This window comes from Amycolatopsis sp. lyj-346, assembly GCF_046548975.1.
In the GTDB taxonomy this organism is placed as follows: domain Bacteria; phylum Actinomycetota; class Actinomycetes; order Mycobacteriales; family Pseudonocardiaceae; genus Amycolatopsis.
Genome location: NZ_JAJPWT010000002.1, coordinates 914,326 through 928,784, shown reverse-complemented (window position 1 = coordinate 928,784; position 14,459 = coordinate 914,326). Strand labels below are relative to the sequence as shown.

At 72.9% G+C, this 14,459-nt stretch carries 13 protein-coding genes and 1 pseudogene; 8 read left to right on the top strand and 6 right to left on the bottom strand.

What is annotated here, in order from left to right; translation table 11 throughout:
• Nucleotides 1-216 precede the first annotated feature (216 nt).
• Both ACLJQE_RS10700 and ACLJQE_RS10695 read right to left on the bottom strand, forming a co-directional pair.
• Entirely contained in the window at nucleotides 217-456 is a 240-nt protein-coding gene (locus ACLJQE_RS10700; protein WP_410638985.1) for a hypothetical protein, read from the bottom strand.
• A 148-nt stretch (nucleotides 457-604) separates the two neighbouring features.
• Entirely contained in the window at nucleotides 605-2,230 is a 1,626-nt protein-coding gene (locus tag ACLJQE_RS10695; RefSeq protein WP_410638984.1) for a DUF6345 domain-containing protein, read from the bottom strand.
• Between the two features lie 284 nt (nucleotides 2,231-2,514).
• Here ACLJQE_RS10695 and ACLJQE_RS10690 point away from each other — a divergent pair, with 284 nt between their 5' ends.
• The 3 genes from ACLJQE_RS10690 (at nucleotide 2,515) to ACLJQE_RS10680 (ending at nucleotide 5,319) form a co-directional block, all read left to right on the top strand.
• Nucleotides 2,515-2,838, top strand: a complete 324-nt coding sequence (locus ACLJQE_RS10690; RefSeq protein WP_410638983.1) for a hypothetical protein — start codon at nucleotides 2,515-2,517, stop codon at nucleotides 2,836-2,838.
• 90 nt (nucleotides 2,839-2,928) lie between these two features.
• A complete protein-coding gene (locus ACLJQE_RS10685; RefSeq protein ID WP_410638982.1) occupies nucleotides 2,929-4,437 on the top strand; it encodes a CehA/McbA family metallohydrolase in 1,509 nt (502 codons plus the stop codon).
• A gap of 93 nt (nucleotides 4,438-4,530) precedes the next feature.
• A complete protein-coding gene (locus ACLJQE_RS10680) occupies nucleotides 4,531-5,319 on the top strand; it encodes a hypothetical protein (protein ID WP_410639178.1) in 789 nt (262 codons plus the stop codon).
• A 293-nt stretch (nucleotides 5,320-5,612) separates the two neighbouring features.
• Here ACLJQE_RS10680 and ACLJQE_RS10675 read toward each other — a convergent pair.
• The 3 genes and pseudogenes from ACLJQE_RS10675 to ACLJQE_RS10665 all read right to left on the bottom strand — a co-directional run.
• Nucleotides 5,613-5,732 (bottom strand): annotated as a pseudogene (locus ACLJQE_RS10675) (IS481 family transposase); the annotation flags it as partial.
• A gap of 119 nt (nucleotides 5,733-5,851) precedes the next feature.
• Entirely contained in the window at nucleotides 5,852-7,258 is a 1,407-nt protein-coding gene (locus tag ACLJQE_RS10670; RefSeq protein ID WP_410638981.1) for an MFS transporter, read from the bottom strand.
• A 49-nt stretch (nucleotides 7,259-7,307) separates the two neighbouring features.
• Nucleotides 7,308-7,775, bottom strand: coding sequence for an SRPBCC family protein (locus ACLJQE_RS10665; RefSeq protein WP_410638980.1), 468 nt, complete (start codon nucleotides 7,773-7,775; stop codon nucleotides 7,308-7,310).
• A 162-nt stretch (nucleotides 7,776-7,937) separates the two neighbouring features.
• Between ACLJQE_RS10665 and ACLJQE_RS10660 the strand changes: the two genes are divergently transcribed.
• Complete coding sequence (locus tag ACLJQE_RS10660) at nucleotides 7,938-8,453, top strand: bifunctional nuclease family protein (RefSeq protein ID WP_410638979.1); 516 nt, start codon at nucleotides 7,938-7,940, stop codon at nucleotides 8,451-8,453.
• A gap of 51 nt (nucleotides 8,454-8,504) precedes the next feature.
• Here the strand turns inward: ACLJQE_RS10660 and ACLJQE_RS10655 are convergent, their stop codons facing one another.
• Nucleotides 8,505-8,984, bottom strand: a complete 480-nt coding sequence (locus tag ACLJQE_RS10655; RefSeq protein WP_410638978.1) for a DUF2087 domain-containing protein — start codon at nucleotides 8,982-8,984, stop codon at nucleotides 8,505-8,507.
• 69 nt (nucleotides 8,985-9,053) lie between these two features.
• Here ACLJQE_RS10655 and ACLJQE_RS10650 point away from each other — a divergent pair, with 69 nt between their 5' ends.
• From ACLJQE_RS10650 to ACLJQE_RS10635, 4 genes are read left to right on the top strand one after another with little or no spacing between them, the layout of a single operon-like run.
• Nucleotides 9,054-10,694 (top strand): fatty acyl-AMP ligase, encoded by a 1,641-nt coding sequence (locus ACLJQE_RS10650; protein ID WP_410638977.1) that lies wholly within the window; start codon nucleotides 9,054-9,056, stop codon nucleotides 10,692-10,694.
• On the top strand, nucleotides 10,687-10,950 hold the full coding sequence (locus tag ACLJQE_RS10645) for an acyl carrier protein (RefSeq protein WP_230468895.1): 264 nt from the start codon (nucleotides 10,687-10,689) through the stop codon (nucleotides 10,948-10,950). Before ACLJQE_RS10650 ends, ACLJQE_RS10645 begins: the two co-directional genes overlap by 8 nt.
• Nucleotides 10,947-11,264 carry a hypothetical protein gene (locus tag ACLJQE_RS10640; RefSeq protein ID WP_410638976.1) on the top strand — a complete coding sequence of 106 codons (318 nt, stop codon included), beginning with the start codon at nucleotides 10,947-10,949 and terminating at the stop codon, nucleotides 11,262-11,264. The genes ACLJQE_RS10645 and ACLJQE_RS10640 overlap by 4 nt, the downstream gene beginning before the upstream one ends.
• A complete protein-coding gene (locus ACLJQE_RS10635; protein WP_410638975.1) occupies nucleotides 11,264-14,455 on the top strand; it encodes a WXG100 family type VII secretion target in 3,192 nt (1,063 codons plus the stop codon). The genes ACLJQE_RS10640 and ACLJQE_RS10635 overlap by 1 nt, the downstream gene beginning before the upstream one ends.
• The last annotated feature ends 4 nt before the right edge of the window (nucleotides 14,456-14,459 follow it).

Here is a 14,459-nt window from a genome sequence, read left to right as displayed (position 1 = left end):
GGCGACGTACCTGTCCTGGAACGTCGCCTGCACTTGTCTACACCCTGGTGGATGACGACGGGTCGGACCAATGTCCGCGATGGCGCATGCCGGGGCGGCTGAGTTGTGGGAACCCCACAAAAAGCGACCCGCGCCACACCGTCCGGACCGGCTTTCACGCGAGGTTCGCGACAAAGCACGCAACGCGATGGCGAACAGCGGGTGGCGGGGAGGCGATCAGGAGGCGAGCAGCGCGTCCGAGTCCAGGACCTGGCCGAGTTCGCGGCGTTCGGCCTCCGACAGCGGGACGGCGGCCACGTCGCTGCGGCCGTTCGGTCCGGGCGCGGTGGTGACCACCAGCACCGGCCGGCCGTCGACCTCACGCAGCGTCACGCGGCCACCGCACGCCAGGTCGACGGTGATGCCGGGGCGCTCGCGATGCCTGCCCAGCCAGCGGCCGACGAAATCGAAGGTCATCGCGGTCTCCCCTTGGTCCAGCGCGCTCCCCCTGGAGCACAGGTGTCGCTGGCGGGTGCCCCGGATACCGCGGATCTACACCCGATCGAGCGAAACGGCGGGCCGGCACCCCCCGACGTGGTGACGGCCCGCCCGCTGTTTCCGCCGGTCAGTGCAGGGGCGCCTCGACGACGTACCGCTTCGCGAGCCCCGCACCGCAGTCGACTTCGACGGTCCGCCGGACGACCGGGACGCCGTCGTCGCCGCGCAGCGCATACCCGACCGCCGTCGAGTCCGGAACGGTGCGGACCTCGGCGGGGACGCGCCCGCCGGCCGACAGCCGGCGCAGCAGCCGCTGCAGCGGCGCGTCGAGTGCCTCGTCCACCGTCGACGGCTCGCGGGTGGACTCCCCGGCCGACGGCGGCGCGGCGGGCGCGCCTTCGCTCAGCCGGTCGACTTCGCGCGTGGCGTCGACGATCGTCGTCACCGTGCCGCTGCCGTCGATGCCGACGCGCACCTCGCCGAGGCCGGGCGTGACGACCGGGTGGCCGTCGACCAGCTGCGTGAACACCACGTGGGTCTCCCGCACCCGCGGGTCGGCGATGTCGCCTGCCGTGCCGCCGGCGTGGTACTGGTGGCGCACCTTGTCCGCGACCAGGTCGACCCGGTCGGCCAGGCCGAACGTCTCGATGGCGTCCTGGGCGATCCGGACGGCTTCGTCCGCGCTCGGCGCGTCCCGGCCGGTGCCGTCGGCGTCGGCGAAGGTGATCTCGCGGACGCCGCGGTGGTCGACGCTCAGCCGCGGCCCGCTCTGGCCGTCGCCCAGCACGACGCCGTGCGGGCCCATCGCGTCCGCCGGTACCCCGCCGCCGAGCCGGACGCCGTAGTGGCCGGCCAGCTCGGTCAGCCGCGCCGGCGAAAGCCGCTGCGGGGCGAACCGGGCCGTCTGCGTCGAGCCCGGCAGCTCCAGCTGCGCCGCCCGGATGCTCTTGGCGGCGTCGTACCAGGTCCACCACCACCAGTTCTTCGACGCGGCGGCGGTCGAGAAGGTCCCTTCGTTCCACAGCCGGTCCTGCGCTTCGGCCTGCGTCGCCCCGCACGCGACCGCCGAGGGTGCCTGGTGGTGGTCGATGTCCCACGACGCGTCCAGCCACGCCTTGCTGAACTTGTGGCCGTTGCCGTTCCACTTGCTGAAGAAGTAGGCGCCGTAGTGCGGGCTGTCGATACTGGTCGTCTCGAAGCCGAAGATCATCCGCAGGCCGAGGTTGGCCGCCTCCCAGGTGCGGATCGGGCTGTGGCCGCCGCCGATGCGCAGCGAGAGACAGGTGGAGAAGAACAGGTAGCGCGCGACCTCGTTGCCCAGCCGCATGTCGGCCGAGCTCGCCCAGGCCGACCCGCCCCAGGTGCCGCCCATCGGCATCCAGAAGACGCCATTGCCGTCCATCGTCCCGTGCCCGGAGTGGTACTCGGCGACGCAGGCGTCGAAGCCGTAGGTGCCCTGCCAGTCGTCGTACTGCTCGCCGTAGATCCACGACAGCACACCGCCGTCGGTGTACCAGAAGTTCGGCGCGGTGAACTGCTTGACGTAATTGTAGAAACCACCCGCGTCGTCGTGGGTGTGGGAAAGGTCGTTGATGCCGGACGGGAAGTCTTCGATGGAGCAGACGCCGTACCGGTTCGCGCCCCGATCGGCGGCCGTGCCGGTCCCGCCGAACGGATCGGCCGAGGTCAGCGCCTGAGCGCCGGTGGGTGCACCGGCCGGCGCGGCCACCGCGCCGTTCTTGAGCAGTGCCATGATTCCTCCCCGTGGGTGGCAGAATGCAGCGATCGGACGGTAGTCGTCAAAGCGCTGAAAACAATCGGATACATCTTTTTGCCACACCTTCAGCGCAATTTTTTCAGCGCTGCACCGATTCCGTGGCCCATTTTTGCGCGAGGCGGGGAACCGGGCAGGCGGCACCGGCCACAGTGGACGGCGGGCGATGGGCGCCGCCCCCGGTCACCACGCTACCGGCAGGCACCGACGAAATCCGCCACCGGCAAGGCGCGGTCGGCCCGTCGCCCCGTCATGCTGTCCGGATGAAACTGGGGCAGGTGGCGTCGGCCGCGCGGGACATCTTCTCGGCCCGGCTGGTCTACGGCGAACCGGTCGAGCGCGCCGGGACCGTCGTGATCCCGGCCGCGGCCGTTCTCGGCGGCGGGGGCGGCGGTGGGGACGACACCGGCGCCCTTCCGGTGCGGGAGGGGGCCGGCTTCGGGATGTTCGCCCGGCCCGTCGGCGCGTTCGTGGTCCATGGTGGCGAGGTGACCTGGGTGCCCGCGGTGGACGTGACGCGGCTCGGGCTGGCCGCCCTCGGCGTCGCCGCGCTCGTGAGGATCCTGGCCAGGCGGGCCAGAGCCTGACCGGGGTTCCGGCGAAAGTTCACCGGCGGTTCGCACCGATGTTCGCGTCGGCGGCCTAGCGTCGGGGTGTCTTTCGATGCGGAGGTGCGCATGAATTCCGGGGACTTCAGCCGGCGGACGCTGCTGCGGGCCGGCGGGGTGGCGGCGGCCGCGGGGATGCTGCCCGGCGTGGCGTTCGCCGAACAGCCCAGTGGCTCGGGCAGCCGGACGCAGACCGTCACCGGCACCCTGAACCCGGACGTGCCGGACTGGTACTACCTGCCCGTCGACGTCCCGCGCGGCGTGCGGCAGATCGACGTCGGGTACTCCTACGACCGGCCTCCGGTGCCGGCCGGCACCCGCGGGAACGCCTGCGACATCGGCATCTTCGGCCCGGAAGGCCACGACCTCGGCAACGCGCGCGGCTTCCGCGGCTGGTCCGGCGGCTTCCGCGACCGGTTCTCGATCAGCGCGTCCGAGGCCACGCCCGGCTACCTCGCCGGTCCGATCAGGCCCGGCCGGTGGCACGTCATCCTCGGGCCGTACACGGTCGCGCCGCAGGGCTTGACCTACCGGGTCGACATCACGCTCACCTTCGGTCCGGACGGCACCCCCTTCACCCCGAACCCGGCACCGGAGTCCGCGCCCGCCCGCGAGCGCGGCCGCGCCTGGTACCGCGGCGACAGCCACCTGCACACCGTCCACTCCGACGGCCGCCGCACACCGGAGCAGCTCGTCGCCGACGCCCGCGCGGCCGGCCTCGACTTCATCGTCTCCACCGACCACAACACCTCGAGCTCACAGCTGGTCTGGGGGGACCACGCCGTCGACGACCTGCTGATCCTCAACGGCGAAGAGGTGACGACCCGGTCCGGGCACTGGCCCGCGATCGGCCTGCCCGCCGGCACGTGGATCGACTGGCGCTACCGCGCGGCCGATCCGCGGGACTTCCGGCGCTTCACCGACCAGGTGCACCGCGCCGGCGGCCTGGTCACCGCGGCGCACCCGTTCGCGAACTGCTTCGGGTGCACCTACGAATTCGCCTACGAGATCGCCGACCTCGTCGAGGTGTGGAACGGCCCGTGGACCCAGGACGACGAGGCGAGCGTCATCCACTGGGACGGGCTGCTGCGCGGCGGCCGCTTCATCCCGGCGATCGGCGACTCGGACGCGCACCACCCGGACCAGCGCGTGGCCCTGCCGCACACCGTCGTGCTCGCCGACCGGCTGCGCCGCCGGGAACTGCTGGCCGGGCTCAAGGCGGGACGTTCGTGGCTGGCCGAGTCGGCGTCCGTGCAGTTGGACTTCACGGCCTCCGGCGGCGGCACCAGCGCGGGCATCGGTGAGCGGCTCGCCGTGGGCACCGGGACACCGGTGACCATCAACGCCGTGGTCGCCGGCGTGCCGGGGACGACGGTGACGTTCCTCGACCAGCTCGGCCCGGAACGCACCGAGCCGATCGGCGACTCGGGCGCGGCCACGGTCACCTGGACGACCTACCCCCGCTACAGCCGCTGGGTGCGCGTCGAGGTCCGCCGCCCGTCCGGTGGCCCGAACACCACGGTGCCGAACGCCATGGTGGCGATGTCCAACCCGATCTTCCTCGGCCCCGGCCACTGAACCCGCACCCGGTGCGCCGCGTCCTCCGTTTGGCAGACTGGTGCCAACGGGTGACGGGGAGGCAGGGTGCGCGGTTGTGGCCTGAAGCTGGCCATGGTCCTGGGGGCGGTCATCGTGCTGGCCGCCGGGGTCGTCGTGGTGGTGGCGCTGACGCGCGGCTCGGTCCGGACGCCGGGGTGCACGGTGGCGTTGCCGGGGGACGGCGCGTCCGCCTACACGTTCACGCCGGAGCAGATGAACAACGCGGCGACGATCTCGGCGGTCGGCATCAAGCGGGGGCTGCCGGCGCACGCGACGACGGTCGCGCTGGCGACGGTGCTGCAGGAGTCGAAGCTGCGCAACCTCGAGGGCGGTGACCGCGACTCGGTCGGCCTGTTCCAGCAGCGCCCGAGCCAGGGCTGGGGCACGATCGCCCAGCTGCGCGACCCGGTGTACGCGGCGACGGAGTTCTACGAGAAGCTCGAGAAGCTGCCGAACTGGGAGACGCTGCCGATCACTCAGGCGGCCCAGGCGGTCCAGCGATCCGGCCACCCGGACGCGTACGCGCAGTGGGAGCCCCAGTCCCGCACCATGGCGGCGGCGTTCAACGGCCAGTTCCCGGCGGTGCTGACCTGCCGCAACCTGACCCTGGCGGCCCCCGCGGACCTCGCGGCGGCGGCGACGGAGGAACTGGGCACGTCCCGCTTGAGCGGCCCCCACCCGGCGGCACAGGGCTGGACGTACGCCGCCTGGCTGGTCGGCCGCGCCGAGGCGCTGGGCGTGGACAAGGTGAGCTTCGCCGGCCAGACCTGGACGGCGGAGTCCGGCGCGTGGGCCGAGGATCCGGCCGCGGGCCAGGACCTTTCCCTGCACCAGACCACGGCGGCCCAGGCCAGCGAGTAACCCCCGGCTCAAGCGCCCCAAGGTGGCCTTGGGTGCGTTGGACGCACCCAAGGTGGCCTTCGGTGCGTTGAGCGCACCGAAGGCCACATTGGGGCGCTGGGGGGCAGCGAACCGCACCCGACCGGCGCACCATCCGCGCCGCCGAGCCGAGCGAGGTCAGCTTCCCGGCGACGCGGACCTGCAGGACCACCACCGCGACCGTGTTCAGCACGAACAACGCCGACACCGTCCAGCCCGGCGCCGCGGTGCGCTCGACGATCCACAGCGGGATCGCGACGCTCAGCAGCGGCATCGGTGGAGACCGACACCTGGAACCGTTCCGCGGCCCGCCGCAACGGCCACCGGTCTTCGACGACGCAGCAGGCCAGCCGCAGTCTCCCGGTCGGGGTCAGGGGTGCGTTGGCGTGGGTCACGAAGGGCCTCCGTTGATCGGTGTAGACGTCGCAATCCACACCGAACCCGGAGGCCCTTCCCTACAGCAAGATCATCCGGTCACGCGTCGCCACGATCGCAACCTCCCAAGACAGAACAACTAACCCGCCTTACCACGCACGGCGGCGGCAGGCTCCTCGACGTGATGGTCCGTCCGCCGTCGCGCGGCGATCAGCAACCCGCCCGCGCAGGTGGCCGCCGCCGTCGCCAGGATCACCAGCCAGCCCCGCTGGAAGTCCGCCAGGTCCGGCGTTCCCGCGAAGACCGCGACCAGCACCGCGATGCCCAGGACCGTGCCGATCTGGCGGGCCGTGTTCACCATCGACGAGCCCGCGCCCCAGCGGGGCGGCGGCAGGACCGTGCCCACCACCCCCGACAGGCTCGGCAGGACGAGCCCGACGCCGAGGCCGGTCAGCAGCTGGCCGGGCAGCATCGAGGCCGCGTAGTCGGGTGTGGATCCCATGCGCAGCAACCAGATCAGCACCCCGGCTCCGAACGAGACGCCGCCGAGGGCGACCACCGGGCCCGGCCCGAAGCGGTGCACGAACCGGCCGCCGAGGATCGACACCGGGATCACCACCAGCGGGCCCGGCGCCAGTGACAGCCCGGCCACCAGGATCGAGTCGTGCCACACCGACGTCAGGAACAGGACGTTGCCGAACAGCATCGCCGCGAAGCCGGCGGCGAACACGCCGGTGGTCAGGCAGGCCAGCCACAACGTCGGGACGCGCAGCGCCGGCAGGTCCAGCACCGGTACCGGGTGCCGCGACGAGCGCAGCGGGACCCAGGCCAGCGCGACGGCGGCCACCGCGAACGCCAGCAGCACCGGCCCGGCACCCCAGCCGTGGTCGGACGCTTCGACCAGCGCATACGCCAGGGCGCCGACGCCCACCAGCAACCCGGCCGCGCCGAGGACGTCCGGGACGCCGCCGCCGGTGTCCCGCGATTCGCGCAGCACGCGCGGCCCGGCCAGCAGCGTCAGCGCGCAGATCGGCAGGTTCACCAGGAACACCCAGCGCCAGGACGCCTCGACGAGCAGCCCGCCGACCGGCGGGCCGAGGGCCGCGGCCGCCGCGCCCACCGAGGCCCAGACCCCGACCGCCACCGGACGCCGGTGCGGCGGGAACGCCGTCAGCAGCAGCGCCAGCGACGTCGGCATGACGAGTGCGGCGCCGATCGCCTGCACCGCGCGGAAGGCGATCAGCACCCCGATCGTGGGGGCGGCCGCGCAGGCGGCGGAGGCCAGCGTGAACACCGCCACGCCGGCGAGGAACAGCCGGCGGCGGCCGTACCGGTCGGCCAGCCGTCCGGCCGGGGCGAGGCAGGCCGCGAACAGCACCGTGTAGCCGTTCAGCACCCAGGACAGCGTCGCCAGGTCGCCGCCGGGAAACGCCGCCCGGATCGCGGGGAAGGCGATCGTGACGATGAACGTGTCCAGACCGGCCAGGAACGCGGCCGTCGAGACGACCAGGAGCACGAGGCCGGGCTTGGGCGCGCTGTCGGGCATGCTCCTCCTAGGTCTTAAAAAGCAACCTAGCTGGAAGATGCCAGTCTTATCAAGAGACTGAGCCGGCGCGGGCCTTCAATGCGGCCAGGGTGTGCTCGATCGACCGGACGTTGTACCCCGGGCGGTCGGCGCGGCCGGTGACCCGCGGCCCCAGGAACTTCCGCACCACCCAGCTGCCGATCCGGTACCAGTTCTCCGTGACGACGCAGCCGCCGGAGGCGGGGGCCAGCACGTACTCCCACCGCGAGACCCGCGAGCCGAACGGCGTGCGCACGTCGAAGGCGAACCGGCGGCCCGGCTCGAACGCGACCACCCGCACCCGCGTCCACCACTGCAGCTCGCCGTTGCGGTTGCGGCCGCGGAACCGCGCGCCGAGGGCGGGCCCGGTGCCGTCCAGCCAGCGGCCGCCGACGTTCTCCGGGCTCAGCTCGCCCATCCGCGGCAGGTCGGTGACCCACGACCACACCGTGTCCGGGTCGGCGGACACGGTCACATTGCGCGAAATCGTCGGTTCCACGCCGTCGACGGTGACAGCGCTCGCCACGGCCGGGCAAGGCGCCGGGGTGTAGTCCGCAGCCGGGAAGAGCCCGGCTGCGAAAACCCGGCCGCCGGATCGGGTTGCCGGGCCGCCGTTGTGGGTATTACGCGCGCGGAGGAGTCCCACGACACGGAGGGTGCGGTGGTCAGCGTGATCCCGATCGAAGTGGTGGGGATGGCCGTGCCGGTGCCCGGTGAGGCGCCGCTGATGCTGCTGCGCGAGCCCGAGGGTGCTCGCCGCTGGCTGGCGATCATGATCGGCTACGGCGAGGCCGAAGCCCTCGTGCGGGCGCGGGAGCAGATCGCGCAGCCGCGCCCGGGCACGATCGAGCTGCTCGGCGACGTGCTCGCCGCGTTCGGCCAGGGCCTCGCCGCGGTCGAGCTGACCGAGGTGCGGGACGGGATCTTCTACGCCGACCTCGTGCTCGCCTCGGGCACCCGCGTGTCGGCCCGCCCGAGTGACGCCGTCGCGCTCGGCCTGCGCCAGGGCGCGCCCATCCGGGTCGCCGAAGAGGTGCTGGACGTCGCGTCCGTGCAGCTCGAGGTCGAGCAGGAGTCCGAAGGGCCCGCCGCCGACGTGCTGGACGCCGAGGCCGAGGTCGAGCGGTTCCGCGCCGAGCTCGACGACCTGCGGCCCGAGGATTTCGACGACCTGTAGAAGGGTTCTCCCGACGGCGGTGAAGTCCGGCGGCGCCGGGACACCTGCCGCTCAGCCGGCGGCGCGGGCTTCCGCCGGACGGCCGTAGGCGCCACCGTCGTTGCTGCGCTGCAGGAGGCCTTCGTCGACGAGGTAGCGGCGAAGCGTCGCGTGGTCGTCGTGGACCATCGAGAGCTTCTCGCGGACGTCCTGCTCCGTGTAGAGACGGCCTGGTTCGAAGCGGTCGGCGAGGTAGGCCAGCAACAGCTGCCGCCGCCGGCCGGAGTGCGGGATCGAGACGAGCCGCCCGTGGCGGAAGAGCGCGTCGAGCGGATCGACCGGAGCCTTGGCGAGCGCTTCGCGGAACACCGACGGCACGGCCCGGTAGCGGTCCCCGGCCACGGTGACGAGTCCGGCGTCGACGAGCCGCTTGGCGAGCTTGGCGGTGGCCGCGGACGTCTCGAGCCCGTCGGGAGCGGCGCAGATGCGGGCGAAGAGCTGGAGCCGGTCCGGATCCGCGAGAGCGGAGACCAGCGCTTCCGGTTTGACCATGGTCTGCGACCGTACCCGCGCTCGCCCCGGGGGTGAACCGGGTTTCCGCGGGCCGGTAGGTTGCGCAGCGTGCCTCGTCCGACCGCGCCGGCGACCGTGCCCGGGGCCGTGCTGCGCACGTCGATCGTGGAGCGGTTGTTCGCCCGCGACGCCGACGAACGTCCGCTGTTCACCCACCAGGACCACGTTCACGGCGTGGAGCACACGCTGACGTGGGCGGAGTTCGCCGCCCGCGTCCGCGTGGTGGCGGGCGAGCTGCGCCGCGTCGCCGCGCCGGGGGAGCGGGTCGCGATCCTCGCGGGCCAGGAGCTCGCCTATCCGCTGGCGTTCTTCGGCGCGCTGGCCGCCGGCTTGATCGCCGTCCCCCTGATGGTGCCGTCGAACCCCGCGCAGGCCGGCCGGCTCGCCGGGGTACTGGCCGACGCGAGCGCGCGGGTGTGGCTGACGTCGTCGGCCGCGGCGGGCGGGCTGCCCGCGCACGAGCACGTCGTGGTGGTCGACGAGCTCACCGGGCCCGGCGCCGATCCGGTGCCGGTGACGCCGGACAGCCCGGCGTACCTGCAATACACGTCGGGCTCGACGCGTGAGCCGGCCGGCGCGGTGATCCCGCACCGCGCCATCGTCGCCGCCTGCTGGCAGGGCAGCCTCGCGTACGCCGTCGACGAGGGCACCACCTGCGCCGGCTGGATCCCGTTCTTCCACGACATGGGCCTGATCCAGCTGCTGTGCCTGCCGGTCTTCGCCGGCGGGCGGTCGGTGTTCATGGCGCCGGCGGAGTTCGTGCACCGGCCGTCGAGGTGGCTGCGGCAGCTCGCGGACCACCCCGCGGTGTTCACCGCCGCGCCGAACTTCGCCTACGACCTCGCCGCCGACGCCGACACGGGGGAAGACCTCGACCTGTCCGGCGTCCGGGTCGCGCTGAACGGCAGCGAACCCGTCCGGCCGCGCACGGTCGAGCGCTTCCACGAGGTGTTCGGACCGCGCGGCTTCCGGCGTGCCGCCCACCGGCCGTCGTACGGGCTCGCCGAAGCCACCGTGTACGTCGCGAGCGCGGGCGAGGAAGGGCCCCGCGGCGCGGTGTTCGACCGCGAAGCCCTCGCGCAGGGCCGGGCGGTCGAAACCGAGGGCGGCCAGGAACTTCTGTCGGTCGGACGTCCCGTCGGGCAGCTCGTCCGGATCGTCCGTGACGGCCGGGAACAACCCGACGGCCTGGTCGGCGAAATCTGGGTGCACGGCCCGAACGTCGCGGACGGCTACTGGGGCCGCGGCGACGCCACGGCGTTCGGCGCGGAGCTCGACGGCCTCGGCGGCTGGCTGCGCACCGGCGACCTCGGCGTCGTGCACCGCGGCGACCTGTACGTCACCGGACGGCTCAAGGACCTCATCGTCGTCGACGGCCGCAACTTCCACCCGCAGGACATCGAAGCGGCGGCCGGGGAGGCCCACCCCGCGGTCCGCCGCGACCGCGTCGCCGCGTTCGGCGTCGCCGACTCTCGCGGCGAGGGCGCGGTGGTGGTGGCCGAACGGGTCCGCGGCGCCGTCGCCGACGACCGGGAGGTGACCCGCGCGGTGCTGCGCGCGGTGTCGCGCGAACACGGTCTCACGCTGCGCGCGGTACGTCTGGTCCCTTCCGGTGGACTTCCGCGCACATCGAGCGGCAAGGTCGCCCGGTCGGCCGCCAAGGCGCAGTATGGTGACTTCCGTGGGTGATCACCGCGCCGAGGTCACGAAGGTCGTCTGCGACACCTTCCGGCTCGACCCGGCTCTCGTCGAGCCCGACGCTCCGCTGGAGGAGCTGGGCATCGACTCGAAGGGCCGGATCAAACTGCTGGCGGCGCTGGAGATCTACTACGGGGTGACGATCGACCTGGACCGGCTCGACCGGTTCACCGACGTGGGATCCGTGGCCGGCGTGCTGGCGGAAGCACTGGGAACTCGAGGATCTTCAGGAGAGGCGCTGAAATGAGCGGCGGGGGGTACACCGCGACGACCGAGGCGTTGTCGGCGGCGGCCAAGACCATCGGGGACCTGGCGGAACACCTGCTCGACGACAACCCGGACCTGCAGACGCCGCAGGTGACGGCGGAGAAGTTCGGCCGGGCGCACGGCGCCCACGCGGCCAAGTACACCGCCGGCGCGCAGGCGCTGTGGGCCGCGGTCTCCGGCTACAGCAGCACTCTCGGCTCGTTCGGCACGAACCTCGGGACCGCCGGGTCGAGCTACGGCGCCAACGAAGACAGCCAGGCGGGCGCGATCACGAACGCCGGGGGCCCGCTCTGATGGCCGAGAAGAAGACCTGGTCCGACGTCAAGGCGCTGCTGGACGACCCGAGTGTTCCGCCGGCGCAGAAGAGCGCGCTGATCAGCAGCTGGCTGCGGGAGAACCCGCCACCGTTCCTGTCCGACCAGGAGCCGGACGAGATCAAGCAGAAGCGGGCGGAGGCCGAGAAGTACGCGCAGGCGTACAACGCGAACCCGCTGTTCGCCGGTCAGTCGGTCGACGAAGCCTTTGACAAGGCGAAGAAGAGCGGCGACCAGAACAGCTACAACGAGGATCAAGAGAAGAAGGCCGTCGACGACGGCAAGAAGAAGCTCGACGAGACGCAGCCGCCCGCGGCGGACAGCAGCGGCGGGACGAAGACGTCGGACGAGATCTTCGACGCCGCCGCGCCCGCGCTCAAGCTGTTCGAGACGTTCGGGTCGCTGCTGGCGAAGATCCCGGCCGACTGCCGCGGCAACACCCGCGCGCTCGACCTCGACAAGGACATCCGCACGCCGTTCGACGAGCAGCGCGGGATCAGCTTCGCGGACTTCGTCGCCGACGCCGGGCACTTCAAACGCGGTTCGGAGACGGTGGACCGGACGGTGCAGGACACCGGTTCGCAGCTGGGCACCCTGTACCGCAGCTGGAGCGGCGCCGGTGCCGATGCCGCGTCGGACACCTACAACGACAAGATCCAGCCCAAGGCGGCCAAGCTGTCCCAGACGCTCGGCAACGCGAGCGAAGCGACGCTGAGCACGGCCACGACGGTGTTCCAGCTGTGCAAGGGCAAGGCCGACGCGGTCATCGGGATGTACACCGATCTGGTCGGCAAGGCCGACTACACGATGGCGCAGAAGGTCGTCGCCGTCGCCAACGGCGAGCGCGGCAACGAGCAGGACCTGGCCCAGATCGCGGGCTGGATGGACCTCAACTTCGGGACGAACCTGGTCGACACGCTCAACGACCAGGGCTGCTGCGACGGCGACGAGATCAAGAAGCACGGCCAGGACCTCGCCAAGCAGTGGGTGCAGAACCAGTTCAACCCCGACATGTGGGACCGGCTGTACCAGGGTTTCGTGAAGACCTGCAAGGACACGAAGGACCTGGTCGACCAGGCGTATGACGCGCTCGACAAGGTCATGGGCGGGATCCGCAACGAGTTCGAGGGCGTTTCGCTGCCGGGTGCGGGTGGCAGCGATGGCCCCGGCGCGCCGGGTGGTGGCGCGGGTGCGGGCGCCGGTTCCGGGTCGGCCGGCGGCTCCGGCGGTGGTCCCGGTGGTTCCGGGGACGGTTCGGGTTCGGGTTCGGGTGGTTCCGGCTCGGGTGGTGGTTCCGGTCCGGGTGGGTCCGGTTCCGGCTCGGGCGGGTCCGGTGGCTCGGGAACCGGTGGTCCGGTGCCGTCGATCCCCGAGACCAGTTCCGGGTCCGGTGTGCCGGGCGGCGGTGCTGGGTCCGGCGGCGGCGCGGGAAGCGACCTGCCGAGCGGCGCGGGTTCCGGCAGTGGCTCGGGTTCCGGCAGTGGCTCGGGGGCCGGTGGTGGCGGTCCGGTGCCGTCGATCCCGGAGGGGTCCACGCCGTCCGGTGGCGGTGCCGCGGGCGGTGGTTCCGCGGGCGGTGGCTCCGGTTCGCCGACCGGCCAGGACGACGGAGCGGCCGCGGCGGAGGCGGCCAGGCAGCAGGCGGCGGAAGCGGCCGAGGCGGCGAAGAAGCAGGCCGCGGACGCCCTGAACCAGTTCAGCGGCCCGGGCATCCAGACGGAATCCGGCGCCGGCGCCGGACTGGGCTCGGGTGGCGGCTCCGGCGGTGGCTCGGGATCCGACGGCACGACGCCGTCTTCGGTGCCGTCGCCGTCCGACGGCGGCCAGGACGCCGCGGCCGCGGCTGCCGAGGCCGCGAAGAAGAAGGCCGCGGACGCGCTGAAGGAGTTCAGCGGCCCGGGTATCGAGACGGAGTCCGGCGACGGTGCCGGCAGCCTCGGCGGCAGTGGCGGTGACACGGGCTCCGGCGACGACGGCAAGGCCGGCGCCGAACAGGCCGCGGAGGAAGCGAAGAAGAAGGCCGCGGACGCGCTGAAGGAGTTCGGCGGCCCGGGCATCGAGACGGATCCCGGCGGCAAGCCGGACGGCCTGCTCGGTGACGACGATCCCGAAGTCCTGAAGGTCAAGCAGGGCGACAAGACCTTCGAAATGACCGAGCCGGACCACGACGGCAAGATGGACATCAAGGTCGGCGACGGACCGGGTGACCCGAAGGACTTCAAGCTCGACTGGTCCGACGGCAAGCCCGCCGACGGTCCACAAGGGACGGACACGGACACCTACCGCCCCGGCCCGGACGGCAAGATCCACATCCGCGACGGCGACCTCGAGATCACCGCGGAGCGCCCCGACGGCCCGGACGGCCCGACGGTGGTGACCGTCGACGACGGCAAGGGCACCCCGACGACGTACACCCTGGGCGAGGACGACAAGCCGGACAAGGCCCTCGGCACCACCCCCGAGAAGCAGCTCGACGACCTCCCCACCCACCGGGGCACCCTCGAGGACCTGAAGCCGCACGACAGCGGCTCCGGCGACCCGGGCTCGCCCGACAGCGCGAGCGGCTCACCCGGTGGCGGCGACGGCTCGCACCACGGCGGCAATTCCGGTGACCCGGGCTCGCCCGCCAGCGGAGACGACTCGCCCCGCGGCGGGCCTGGTTCGCACGATGGTGCGGGTGGCTCGCCCGGCAACACGGCCGGCGCACCCGATGGCGGGCCGGGTTCGCCCGGCGGCGGGGACGGCACCCCGGGCGGGGGAAGCGGCTCGCCCGGCGGCGGCGGTGGCGGCTCACACCCCGGCCCCTCGGCGGCCGGCATCGGCGGTGGCTCCGGGTTCTCCGGCGCAGGCTTCGACCCGGCCGGCGCCGGGCTCGGCGAGTCACCCGTGTCCGGCGGTGCCCACACCGGCGCCGGTCCCGCGTCGGCCCAGCCCGCGTTCGCGTCGGCGGCCGGTGCGTCCGGGGCGGGCGGTGCGCCCGGCTCGTCGATGTCCGGGATGCCCGGCATGGGGGCCATGGGCGGTGCCCAGGGAGGCGGGGGCGGCGACACCGAACGCCGCGCGCCCGCCTACCGGATCGAAGGCGCCGTCTTCGACAACCTCGGTGAGCCCGGGCGGCGGATCATCGGCTCGCTCGACGACGAAGAGCCGCCGTCCGTCCGGACCTGGTAGGAGG